Annotated in this window: 10 protein-coding genes, 2 tRNA genes and 1 pseudogene; 12 read left to right on the top strand and 1 reads right to left on the bottom strand. The window is 36.2% G+C overall.

Features of this window, described 5'->3' with window-relative positions:
- The 7 genes and pseudogenes from HMPREF0381_RS10770 to HMPREF0381_RS10735 form a co-directional block, all read left to right on the top strand.
- Nucleotides 1–192: zinc ribbon domain-containing protein (locus tag HMPREF0381_RS10770; protein WP_008752008.1), on the top strand; the 192-nt coding region annotated here is incomplete at its 5' end.
- A 299-nt stretch (nt 193–491) separates the two neighbouring features.
- On the top strand, nt 492–908 hold the full coding sequence (locus tag HMPREF0381_RS10765) for a YjdF family protein (protein ID WP_008754848.1): 417 nt from the start codon (nt 492–494) through the stop codon (nt 906–908).
- A gap of 36 nt (nt 909–944) precedes the next feature.
- Nucleotides 945–1670 (top strand): NAD-dependent protein deacylase, encoded by a 726-nt coding sequence (locus HMPREF0381_RS10760; protein WP_008752006.1) that lies wholly within the window; start codon nt 945–947, stop codon nt 1668–1670.
- A gap of 32 nt (nt 1671–1702) precedes the next feature.
- Nucleotides 1703–2692: a helix-turn-helix transcriptional regulator gene (locus HMPREF0381_RS10755; protein ID WP_008752005.1), complete on the top strand. Its 990-nt coding sequence runs from the start codon at nt 1703–1705 to the stop codon at nt 2690–2692.
- 75 nt (nt 2693–2767) lie between these two features.
- Nucleotides 2768–3082 (top strand): HIRAN domain-containing protein, encoded by a 315-nt coding sequence (locus HMPREF0381_RS10750; protein ID WP_008752004.1) that lies wholly within the window; start codon nt 2768–2770, stop codon nt 3080–3082.
- Nucleotides 3083–3281: 199 nt separating this feature from the next.
- A complete protein-coding gene (locus tag HMPREF0381_RS10745; RefSeq protein WP_008752003.1) occupies nt 3282–3863 on the top strand; it encodes a TerD family protein in 582 nt (193 codons plus the stop codon).
- 176 nt (nt 3864–4039) lie between these two features.
- Nucleotides 4040–5511, top strand: a pseudogene (locus tag HMPREF0381_RS10735) (DUF438 domain-containing protein).
- 37 nt (nt 5512–5548) lie between these two features.
- Here the strand turns inward: HMPREF0381_RS10735 and HMPREF0381_RS10730 are convergent.
- Nucleotides 5549–6121, bottom strand: coding sequence for a TetR/AcrR family transcriptional regulator (locus HMPREF0381_RS10730; RefSeq protein ID WP_040461400.1), 573 nt, complete (start codon nt 6119–6121; stop codon nt 5549–5551).
- Between the two features lie 168 nt (nt 6122–6289).
- On the opposite strand from HMPREF0381_RS10730, the gene HMPREF0381_RS10725 reads away from it, so the two are divergent.
- The 5 genes from HMPREF0381_RS10725 (at nt 6290) to HMPREF0381_RS10705 (ending at nt 12732) form a co-directional block, all read left to right on the top strand.
- The gene (locus HMPREF0381_RS10725) at nt 6290–8452 is read left to right on the top strand and encodes a hypothetical protein (protein WP_008751999.1); all 2163 of its coding nucleotides are present in this window, start codon (nt 6290–6292) and stop codon (nt 8450–8452) included.
- Between the two features lie 233 nt (nt 8453–8685).
- Nucleotides 8686–10941: a hypothetical protein gene (locus HMPREF0381_RS10720; RefSeq protein WP_242824425.1), complete on the top strand. Its 2256-nt coding sequence runs from the start codon at nt 8686–8688 to the stop codon at nt 10939–10941.
- 115 nt (nt 10942–11056) lie between these two features.
- The gene (locus tag HMPREF0381_RS10715; RefSeq protein ID WP_008751997.1) at nt 11057–12349 is read left to right on the top strand and encodes a UDP-N-acetylglucosamine 1-carboxyvinyltransferase; all 1293 of its coding nucleotides are present in this window, start codon (nt 11057–11059) and stop codon (nt 12347–12349) included.
- 150 nt (nt 12350–12499) lie between these two features.
- Nucleotides 12500–12585: transfer RNA gene (locus HMPREF0381_RS10710), tRNA-Ser, on the top strand.
- 58 nt (nt 12586–12643) lie between these two features.
- A tRNA-Ser gene (locus HMPREF0381_RS10705) sits at nt 12644–12732 on the top strand.
- The last annotated feature ends 253 nt before the right edge of the window (nt 12733–12985 follow it).

Raw genomic sequence — 12985 nt, 5'->3', positions numbered from 1 at the left:
GACAGAACTTATATTAAGATAGATAGATTTTATGCAAGCAGTCAGTTATGTTTTAGTTGTGGATATAAAAATACAAATGTAAAAGATCTAAAAGTAAGAGATTGGATATGTCCTTTCTGCAATACAAAACACAATAGAGATATCAATGCGGCAAAAAATATATTGGCAGAAGGATTAAGACAAGTAGTATAAGAAAAATGATAGGGCAGGGACTGCCCGAATTAACGCCTGTGGAGATAGTAGGTTGCGAGGTCAGCGAAGCAGGAAGCCCATAGGCTTTAGACTATGGGTAGTTCACTAAATACGGATTATATGAGAAAATAATAACAAACAGTCAAGTTTAATCTTGATTATATAAGCAAAGATAAAAACGCAATGTACATTTATTGTGCTATAGCCGGTAGGTAGCCCGGCAGTCCTATAAGTATATAGGGTAAGTAACCTGCCCCTCCGGGTTGTCCGTTCTTTGTAAAGAAATTGGAGGGATGGCGATGAATGATATAAGTGTCAAATTAACTGTGTTTTTTGAAAATCCGTTTTGGGTAGGTGTGTTTGAGCATGTTGAAAACAACTTTCTTGTTGTATCAAAAGTAACATTCGGTGCTGAACCTAAGGGTTATGAGGTATTAAACTATATAATAAAACATTACTACAGTTTGGTATTCAGCCCTGCCGTTTACACAAAGATAAAGAAAAACAAAACAAATCCGAAGAAAGCTCAACGTGATGTAAGAAAGCAGATGCAAGTATCCGGTATAGGAACAAAATCACAACTTGCATTAAAATCGCAACATGAACAGAATAAGAAGGAAAGTAAGGTAAGAAGGCGAGAAGAAAAAGAGGCGGATGAGCTTAAGAGATTTTTATTAAAACAGTATAAGAAAAGAAAAAAACATAAGGGACATTAATATTAGTACAAGTATTTGTAAAGGAAAGCAGATAATATGTATGAAAATGAAAAGATTGAGCTTCAAAAGATTATAGACGACAGTAAAGCAATAGTATTTTTTGGCGGGGCAGGTGTGTCTACCGAGAGCGGTATTCCTGATTTTAGAAGTGCAGACGGACTCTACCATCAAAAGTATAAGTACTCTCCTGAACAGGTTGTAAGCCATAGTTTTTTTATGAAGTATCCTAAACAATTTTATGAGTTCTATAAAGAAAGGATGATGTGTCTTGATGCAAAGCCAAATGCCGCACATAATAAACTTTCAGAGCTTGAAAGCTTGGGAAAACTTAAGGCTGTAGTTACACAAAATATTGACGGATTACATCAGGCCGCAGGCAGCAAAATTGTGTATGAACTGCATGGAAGTATACATAGAAATTATTGTATGAAATGTGGCAAATTCTATGATGCAAAATATGTAAAGAACTCAAAAGAAGTCCCATATTGCACATGTGGAGGTATGATAAAGCCTGATGTGGTACTGTATGAAGAGGGACTTGACGGAAATGTAATAAATTCTGCAATAAGAGCTATAGCATCGGCAGATACACTTATTATAGGCGGAACGTCACTGGTGGTATATCCGGCGGCAGGTTTTATTGACTATTTTAGAGGAAAGCATCTTGTAGTAATCAATAAATCCGATACGGCCAAGGCGGTGAGTGCAAATCTTTCTATTAACGCTCCTATAGGAGAGATAATGAGCGGGATAGAAGTTTAATTATTATAAGTCATAATACGAAGGGGAGTCCTATGGCAAGGGGGAGCAATCAAAAGTTCAAATTTACATATCTTATGAAGATAATGGCTGAAAAGACTGATGATGAACATAGCCTGACTATGGCACAGATACTTGATGAACTTGGCAGATATGGTGTAAGTGCCGAGAGAAAGAGTATATATGATGATTTTAGGGATATGGCTGAATTCGGCATTGAAATAATAAAAGAACAAAAAGGCAGAGAGACATTCTACCATATAGCAGGCAGAGAATTTGAACTGGCAGAAGTTAAACTGCTGATAGATGCGGTGCAGTCTGCCAAGTTTATCACACAGAAGAAATCAAAGGCACTTATTGATAAGGTAAAGGATTTTGTAAGTGAATATCAGGCTAAGCAGCTACAGAGACAGATTTTTATAAATGATCGTGTAAAGACTATGAATGAAAGTGTATATTATAATGTAGATGATATACATACTGCAATCAATCAAAACAGAAAGATTAAGTTCAAGTATTACAAATGGAATATTGATAAAAAACTTGTCGCAAGACATGGCGGAAGTTTCTTTACAGTCAGTCCATGGGCATTACTTTGGGATGATGAGAACTACTATATGATTGCTTTTGATGACTGGGATCACAAAATAAAGCATTATCGTGTAGACAAAATGATGAATATATGTATATGTGAAGAGGAGAGAGCCGGTAAGGAAGAGTTCAAAAACTTTGACATGGCAAAGTACTCCAAGGCAACTTTCGGTATGTACCATGGAGACAAGACTAAGGTATGTATCAGATTTGCAAATCATATGTGCGGTGTATTCATAGACAGATTCGGTAAAGATATACTGTTTATGAAAAGTGATGAAAACTTCAGTGAGTTGATAGTGGATATCAATGTCAGTCCGCAGTTCTTCGGATGGATTTTCAGTTTGGGCAAAGATGTAGAAGTCGTTTCTCCAAAGAAAGTGGTAGATGAAATAAGAGTATATACAAGAGAATTTTTAAAAAAATATGAGTAATATCTTCGTCGGTATTTTTAACGGACAGCTTAAATGATATATTTCAGTTATAAAAATATTTGATAGGAGAAAATTATGGGAAAGGTTTATATCACACTGACAGGAACGAAGCACTACTTCGGAGATGAATTTTTGGAAAAGGATATGAAGCTTATACTGGAGAAGGAGCCTGACAATGAGTTTGACAAAGAGGCTATAAAGGTGCTTTGTGAGGGGATAGGTAAGATAGGTTATGTTGCCAACAGCCCGTATACAGTGATTGGAGAGACTATGAGTGCGGGCAGGCTGTATGATAAGATAGGTGACAGTGCAACTGTAAAGGTGGTTTTTAAGACTGAAAAAGGTGTTATTTGTAAGGTTGCAAAGAAGTCTTTGATTGACTACATATAGATATCGGTTAAGTTTCAAACTTGCAAAGTTGTCATTGATGCCTTTCGGTGCGACTGTAATATAGTTACAACATTCTTAAATTGTTGATGACTGATTGAAAAAACAGTATATTTGATATATCATTGAGATGCAGGAAATAATGAAAATAATATAATGTTGTGTATAAATCACAACATTATTATATATTCAGGAGGTTGGTATGCCAATTAGTTTAAAAAAGGGACAAAAAGTAAGTCTTACAAAGGGTAACCCGGGGCTGAAGAATGTAGTGGTAGGTCTTGGATGGGATACAAATGCATATGATACAGGTTCTGATTTTGACCTTGATGCAGCTGCATTCTGTCTTACAGATTCAGGTAAGGTTTCAAATCAAAATGATTTTGTGTTTTTCGGCAATCTGAGTCACCCCTCAGGTGCGGTAACTCATCTTGGAGATAATCTTACAGGTGCCGGTGACGGAGATGATGAACAGATAAAGATTGATTTGTCAAAGGTTCCGGCAGAGATTACAAAGATTGCATTCACAGTAACCATCTATGAAGCTGAGACAAGAAGACAGAACTTCGGTCAGGTTTCAAATGCATTTGTAAGAATCTTTGATGAGAATACCGGTGAGGAACTTCTAAGATATGATCTTGGAGAGGATTTCTCAATAGAGACTGCGGTAGTATTCGGAGAGTTGTATAAGAATGGAGATGAGTGGAAATTTAATGCTATAGGCAGCGGATACCAGGGCGGGCTTGCTGCACTTTGCAATATGTATGGTATAGATGCAAATTGATATAAGGTCGGTATTTAAATATATTTGATTACAGGCTGTAATTTTTGGACTGAGCATTTTTATGTGTCGGTCCTTTTTTATAAAAATATTTTTTTGTAACCAATAATACTGAAAATTACCTGCCGATACATTATCATTAGGGTGTACTAACTTAGATGGGGAAGAAGGAGAATGATATGAGTAAGATACTTGATTTAAATAAACCGGTTTTTGAGTTGGCTAAGGAATATCCGGATTTTGTAGATATATTTGCAAGTCTTGGATTTGCGGATATTAAAAATCCTGCAATGTTAAATTCTATGGGCCGAATTATAACAATAAACAAAGGCTCTGAGATGAAGGGCATACCGCTTGAGAAGATCAAAGAGGTTTTCAAAGAGCATGGATATGAAATAGCAGAGGATAAAAAAAAATAGTTAATGATAATCTTACAGATGATTCTGAAGAAGCGGAGTCAAAAGAGGAGATTAGTAATACAGAGCAGATAAAACAATACCTTATAAGACTGTCAAAAGGTGAGTCCTTAGAGTCTGTGCAAAGGGATTTTAAAGAAAAGTTCGAATCTGTAGATCCGAGTGAAATCATGAAAGCGGAGCAGTCGTTGATGGAATCAGGAGTTCCCTATCAAGAAGTACAAAAACTGTGTGATGTCCATTCCGCTCTCTTTCATGGTTTAACAAGCGGTGAAGTGGAAAGTGATGAAATAGCCAATACTATGAGTATGGCTGAAGGTGTCGATACAAATAAACTTATAGAAATTGAGGGGCATCCACTTTCCACATTTACAAGAGAGAACAGAAACCTTGAAAAGTATTTGAAAGAGTTTTCTGAAAAACTTGATAAAAATGATGTTGATAGAGAGCTTCTTTCTAAAGTAAGAGAATTATCTACACATTATGCAAAGAAAGGCGATCTTTTGTATCCGCTTCTAAAGACAAAGTATGATATTTCAGGTCCGTCAACCGTAATGTGGTCGGTGGATGATGAAATCAGAGATGAACTTTCAAGACTTGCAGCCGACAATAATGTTGATGAAAAATGGATGGCTGATATGAAAGCTGTTATCTCTCGTGCAAAAGAGATGATATATAAAGAAGATAATATATTATTTCCGATATGTGCATTGAATTTTACAGGTGAAGATTGGATAAATATCTATATTGACAGCAAGGGATATGAAAAATGTCTGGATGTGATACCGGAAAAGTTTGACAGTGCAGAACATCTTACAAGGGAGTTTGATGATATTGACGGTGAGATTGTACTTCCGGGAGGTCATTTTACAAAGGAACAGCTGATTGCATTGCTTGATACTATACCGCTTGAAATAACATTTGTGGATGGGAATGATATAAATCGATTTTTTAATGACAACGGATTGCCGAAAGCATTTAAGAGACCGCTTATGGCTATTGACAGAGATGTATATTCATGTCATCCGCCGAAGATAGAACCGATGGTGAGAGAGATTATTACCATGTTTAAGAAGGGCATACAGGATGAGGTTGCCATTTGGGTTAAGAAAAACGGTAAAGATATGCTTGTAAAGTACATGGCGGTCAGAGATAAAAATAAAAAATATCTTGGAACTATGGAGATAGTACAGGATATGGATTTTGCAAGAAAGCATTTTGAAGAAGAAGAATAAGAAAAACGGGCCTATGAATAATCATAAGCCCGATTTTTTATTTAATAATATTTGTGAGTCCGCTCTGTATAAATGAATTTGTAAGTACGGCAAGTTCATGAGGAGACATCTGAAATTCACTGTCCACCCATCTGACAAGTAGACCTATAGTGCCTGATATGATAAAATCATAGTACAGTTCAAAATAAGGCATATTTTTTTGCTTGATAAATGCCTTATACTTATTAAATACACAGATCTGAAGTTTGCTTCTAAGCTCACTTGAAAAGCTTGCTTCCAAATCTTCATGTAAAAATATCTTTGACATATCTTTGTTCCTGTATATGAATAAGAATAACGCCTCAATAAACGGTACAAGGTTGTCCGTGTCGGGAGCTATAGTAGTAAGGATATTCTCAAAGTCCCTTAAAAGATCCTTTTGTATATGATCGAGCAGATCATATACATCCTTGTAGTGCAGATAAAAAGTTCCGCGGTTTATATCTGCCATCTGCGCCAGTTCTTTAACTGTGATATTTTGGATTTTCTTTGTTTCAAGCAGGATACTGAGGCATTTCCTAAGCTGTGTTCTGGTTTTCCTTACTCTTCTGTCCAGTGTTTGTTCGTTCATAATTCCTCCAAATGACATAATGTAATTAATTTTAATATTTATAAGCATAAAACTAAAATGATGCCGCTTAAAATACTAATATCATTTAATTAACCATTGTACATAAATGTACTTAAAAGTATAATCAATTCAGTTGAAAAAAGCAATAGTAAAATATAGGTGGTTAGGATGAATAAGAAGAATATTAAAAGAAATATATTAAGAAAAACTAAAATGGGAGTTGCAGTTTTACAGATTGTTTTGATGGCATCCTTAAATATGCTATCAGGTTGGGCAGCTGCACCGAAAGTAAGTGTTGATGAGACTGTATATGCAAACTTGGACTATTATGGTGTCGGAAAGGAACTTAGTATTGTAAAAGGTGTCAGCCTAAACGGCTATACCGGTTTCAGCGACTATGGAGACTATAGCAATGTTATAAATATGACTTCAGAAAATGCACCGAAGCTTGATGCAAATCAGGTGAGTTTTGCATCACTTGACAGTTCAAAAAAGTTTTATTATGAGGTTACCCCCAAGTCAAATGATGTGGAGCTTCCATGGGCTTTTGATGTATCCTACAAATTAAACGGTGTACCTGCAAAGGCGGAGAATTTGGCAGGTGCATCCGGTATGGTAGAGATAAATATCAGTGCTAAACCTGTGAAGACAAAATCGGATTATTTAAACAATAATATGATTCTTATGCTTGGAACAGATGTGGATATGACAAAGAATCTAAGTGTTGAGGCACCGGGGGCACAGATACAGAGCCTCGGTAAGAATACTGTAGTTTTATTTATGGCATTCCCCGGAGAGGAGAAAGATTTTACTGTAAGAATAGGCAGTGACAGCTTTGAGAGTGCAGGTGTTATGATGGCAATGGTTCCTGCAACAATGGATTCACTTGATAAGATAAAAGAGATAAATGATGCCAAGGACGATGTAAAGGGTTCTGTAAATGCCATATATAACAGCAGTAATACACTGCTTGATGTGATGAATTCTATGGGAGGCGGGCTAAGAAGTCTAAATGGCGGATTAAGGGAACTTCAGTCGGCAAGAGCCACAATACATTCATATGGAGACAGCTTGACGGGACAGACAGATGCAGTAATACAAAACCTGAATTCACTTGCAGATGAAACATCACAGGCGGTCTCACATCTTGTGACATCAAAAAATGCCTTAAATGATTTCAATAAGGATATAAATAAGATAGATCTGGGAGTCACAGATCTTAAGCCTGTACTCTATGATCTGACAGACAGTATGGGAGAGGTAGGCAGTTCTATAAGTCATATAGGGTATCTGTTAAATCAGGCAAAAACCTCTGAGGCAACAGCAGCTTTAAATGATTTGAGTAACAAACTTATTGTGGCTAAGAAGAAGGCGACTTTGCTACGGCAGATGATAAATGGAAGCAAAATATTAGCCACAGCATCAAATGCTGAAGAAAACGGCAGTATATATTCTATGGATAAAAGCCTAAAGGAGCTGTATGCCGGACTTACAGGTGCAAATATGATGGATGGAACAGGTGGCAATACTGTTGAAAACCTTTATTATAATTCACTTAAAGATACAGTAACTTCTACAAGTGAGATGTATCAGGGGCTTAGTAAAATGCTCCAAAAAACAGATGCATATATAGAATTTGTAGATGCAAGTATTTTAAATAACGGAGTGAACGCGATAAGAAACTTAAATGATTCATTAATTACAGGCAGGAATCTGGCAAATAATACTACAGATATGATTGATGACATACAGGTTACAACACTTAATTTGACAGATATTATTGATGACATGAATGAACTTAACAGGACTGTAAATTCATATCATGACAGTGCCCTGTCAGCTGTTGATACAGCAAATAATATAATCAATTCTGTAGATACCAATATAAGTGTGGCTGCCGATACATTGGGGACTGTCAACAATATGTATAAAAACTCAAAGGGGATTTTGAATGCAGGAACAAAGGACAGTCTAAATGCAAGTATGGAAATTGTAAATAAGTCATTGGATGCGCTTGAGGTAACAGGTAATATAAAGCAGTCAAATGATACAATAAAGTCAATCTGGGATGAAAAGATTGATGAGCTTGAAAATGACAGTAATATTTTAAAGATTGACACAGAGGCTGTTAAAACTTCATTCACATCAGATAAGAATCCCGAACCGAACTCCGTACAGGTTGTACTTAGAACACAGGAAATAAAGAAAGCTGAAGATAACAGTGTGACAGATTTGGAAAGTGAAGATGACAATATTACGCCGATAAAAAGAATTGGAAATGTATTCAAGAAGCTGTTTGATTTTATAAAGTCTTTTATGTCAGGTAAATAAGTTTAAGGGCTGTACTCTAACGATTTATAATCATAGGGTAACAGCTCTTTTTTCATAAAAAATATTTCAAGTGGAGCCAAAAGTATAGTATAATGCATCTGTGATTGTAGCTTTATTACAATCTTAGAGAATAATGATGAATAAGGATTTTTATGAAAGCTAAAAAATTTAGGTATATTATATTTGTGTTTGTTTTTTTATCGGCAGTGACAGGTTTTTTATTATACTCATTTTTGAGAAAGAACAGGAGCAGTACCGATACGGAAGATATTGCAAAAAGCGATGCCAATATTCCGAAACTTTACAATGTAATCGGAGATTATTATATCAATAAGATGTATGGATACAGTGATGAGATGGATACAATGGTATCTGACAATGTGTTGTCACTGATGTTGGACGATTTCAGTATGAAGTTTAGAATTGTAGATACGAATATTTCCGAAATAGAAGAGTTTGACTACAGTATAAGGACATTTGATACAAATGAACTTGTAGAAAGCGGAGACAGGAAAAAGGTAGATGGAGATATACTGGATTTGCGTCTTTCAAGTTTGATGGAAGAGAACAAAGAGTATTTCCTGCAACTAAGACTGTATACAAAGGAAAAGACCTTTAACTACTATACAAGAATAATTAGGAGTGATATAGATTTTGCAAAAAAACTTATAGATATGGCAAATACATTTTCAAATAATAACTTTGACAGCAATAATGCCAGAGAAAATGCTATGTATTTGGAAAGTGACGGTACAGGTAATGCCAGAGGACTTGAGTATGTCACATTAAAGTCGGACTATGAAATGATGAGTTACAACGGCATGAAGCTTACTCCGTCTGAGAAAGAAGTGAAACTTGTAAATTATAATGGAAAGATTGGCGAAATACATTTCAGCTACACTGCGGATGCGGACGGAAAGAGCTATAATATAGAAGAAAACTTTATTTGTAAGGCAGGATCACAAAGGCTTTATATGCTTGACTATACCAGGACGATGAATCAAAGACTTTCAAAGAGTCTTCAATATGCAAAAAAAATAGACCTTGGTATCGGAAATAGAGCTACTAATATTATTTCAAGTAAAAGTGGTGAAAAATTGGCATTCCTTGCCGATAACAAATTGTTTTTGTCTGACAGCAAAAACGGAAAACTGGAATTGGTCTATACAGGAGGAAATAATGACTGCATTTTGCCTTTGAAGTTTGGTGACAGTCTGTATTTTTTAAGCTATGGATATAATGTAGATGATACCCATATCGGAGATGTGGGAGTGAGTCTGCTAAAGTACGGATGGGACAGTAAAAAGGTTTCAAAACTGGCATTTGTAAAAGTAGATGTAGATGCGGCAAGCCTGAAAGAATCTATAAATGAATTAGCTTATATGGTTGATGGCGGTATGTTATATCTGAAACTGTTGGATAAGGTGGTCGGCCTTGATATTGCTTCAGGAAGTTATGTAACGGTTGCAGAAAATCTTGAGTATGGGAAATATTCTATAAGTCAGGATAAGAGCCTGCTTTCATGGAATGTTGGAGACGGGCTGAATATCTATAATTTTGCCACAGGTGAAAACAAGCAGCTTGATAATGCAAATGAAGTCATGTTGCCGATAGGCTATATAGGAAGCGATTTGGTTGTAGCTATTGAATCGCAGAATGTTTCAAGTACAATCAATGGAAAGTCTGCGGGAAATATTTTTGAAAAGTTAAGTATATACAATAATCTTTTGGAGCTGCAAAAGGACTATACTTATGACAACAGATATATTGACAATATAAAGGTATCAGGGAATCGTGTACATATAGATCTCTATCAATATGACGGTACGAACTTTACAAGAGCGGGAGAAGATACTATCATAAGCAATAAGTCTGTAAAAAATGACAGCAGAGTATCGTTTTATACAGATAATTTTAGAGGTAAAAACTATGTTATAGACAGTACCAAGTATATAGAAAGTGAAGTTTCCTATGCAAAGGAACTTTCTATAGACAGCAGCAATACTTTGTATAATATAGAGTTGAACGGAGCATATTTACAAAAAATGTATTATGTCTATATAAATTCCAAGCTTGCCGGAATATATGATGAGCCGGTAAAGGCTATAGAAGATGCGTATGCCGATATGGGGTTTGTCAGAAGAAACGGAATAATGGTATATGTAAAAGCAATGGTGGAGACTTTGGCAAATACAAATTTTGATGTTACACAGGCGGCTGATTATGTACACTATTGGGAGAATGACCGGTTGACCAGATTTGAAGGTATAACGCTTAAGGAAGCTATGTACTTTATTACAATAAAAAAACCTGTATTTACATTTACAGCAATAAATAATCCCGTGATTATCATTGCATATGATTCTAAAACTGTCACAGTATATGATATAAATACTGCAAGTATACAAAAAATAGATATAAATGAAGCACAAAGTATATTCAATAATACGCAAAATGACTTTTCTTGTTTCTTTACCTTTAGAATGTAATGTGATAAAATTATTATCGTAATAAAAAAGAAAGAAACAAGTTAAGATTTTTTTAGTAACTTGTTGATTTAAGTTTAAAAAAAATGTATTGTTTTACATAACATAGAGGAGAGAGATGGCTCAATATATAATGAATGGCGGAAGCCCATTGGTAGGAGAAGTTGCTATAGGCGGTGCAAAGAATGCGGCTCTGGGTATCTTGGCAGCAGCCATAATGACAGATGAAGATGTTTGTATAGAAAACTTACCTGATGTAAAGGATATCAATGTAATGCTTGAGGCAATCAAGGCCATAGGTGCAAGTGTTGAAAGACTTGACAGACACAGTGTGAAGATTAATGCATCAAGTGTAAAGGATATATTGGTAGATGATGAGTTTATTCGCAGGATCAGAGCATCTTATTATTTTATAGGGGCACTTTTGGGCAAATATAAGAGTGCGGAGGTGGCATTGCCCGGCGGTTGTAATATCGGCTCAAGACCTATAGACCTGCATCTTAAGGGATTTAAGGCATTGGGGGCTGAAATAGAGATTGAGTCAGGCAGGGTAAAAGCTCATGCCATAGATTTGGTAGCGGCAGATATTTATCTTGATACAGTGTCTGTGGGTGCCACTATAAATATTATGATGGCGGCATCATTAGCGGAGGGCAGAACTCTTATAGAGAATGCGGCCAAGGAACCGCATATTGTTGATGTGGCTAATTTCTTAAACAGTATGGGTGCGGATATAAAGGGTGCAGGAACAGATGTTATAAGAATAAACGGGGTGAAGTCATTGCATGGAAGTCAGTATTCTATAATACCGGATCAGATAGAAGCGGGTACTTTTATGTGTGCCGCAGCTATTACAAAGGGAGATATTACCGTTAAAAATATTATACCGAAGCATATGGAGGCTATAAGTGCAAAACTTATGGAGATGGGATGTGAGGTGGTAGAGTTTGATGATGCAATAAGAGTTATTGCAAAGAACAATCAAAAGGCTACCAATATAAAGACATTGCCATATCCGGGATTTCCTACAGATATGCAACCGCAGATAACTACTGCATTGGCACTTGCCAACGGCAGCAGTCTTGTAGTTGAGAGTATTTTTGAAAACAGATTCAAATATGTAGATGAACTGGCCAGAATGGGTACCAATATAAAAGTAGAGGGCAATACCGCTATGGTTATCGGTGTGAATAAATTAAGGGGTGCGTCTTTAAAGGCTCCGGATTTGCGTGCGGGAGCGGCACTGGTGCTGGCAGGACTTGCAGCGGAGGGTCAGACTATTGTAGACGATATAAAATATATAAAAAGAGGATATGAGGACTTTGAGGGCAAACTGATTTCACTTGGTGCTGATATAAGAGAAATAGACAGCGAAGTTGAGGCCAAGAAATTTAACATCAAGGTTGTATAGTATAATTGGATTTGTGGGCGGCTTTGCTGTCCACATTTTTTATAAGCAATAGCCGGAATGCAAGTTTTTTGAGTTAAATTTTTCTTTAAAAAAATGAAAATAAATGCTTGACATTAATCCCTTGGTGCGATATTATAATGGGGCAGTTACGGAGAGGTATCGAAGTGGTCATAACGAGGCGGTCTTGAAAACCGTTTGTCCGCAAGGGCGCGTGGGTTCGAATCCCACCCTCTCCGCTTACTTTTTGCCTTAAAGGCAGAAAGGAAAAACAGAAGAAGGATAACTCGCAACCAAGCAGAAGTACCCAAGTGGTTGAAGGGGCTCCCCTGGAAAGGGAGTAGGCTGTTAATAGCGGTGCGAGGGTTCAAATCCCTCCTTCTGCGTTGAACCTTGATAATTTAAGATTAAACAGTACACACAACCCTGAAAATTCGCATATTTCGCATATTTTTCTTAATGAAAGCGAGCGTAAGCGAAACTTGAATTTAGAAAAATAGCGCACCTCGTCGAGCGTAGCGAGACGATGGTGTTACATATAAATATGATGAAGTTTCAGATGCATTTTTACTTGATATAATAAACGAAAGTTTGTTTCATATCTTAGTAAAGTATAAGTTCTTAGCATAAGCAAAACAA

Source organism: Lachnoanaerobaculum saburreum DSM 3986 (genome assembly GCF_000185385.1).
GTDB classification, from domain to species: Bacteria; Bacillota; Clostridia; order Lachnospirales; family Lachnospiraceae; genus Lachnoanaerobaculum; species Lachnoanaerobaculum saburreum.
The sequence above is the reverse complement of the archived record's forward strand: the minus strand, read 5'-3'. Positions and strand labels throughout refer to the sequence as shown.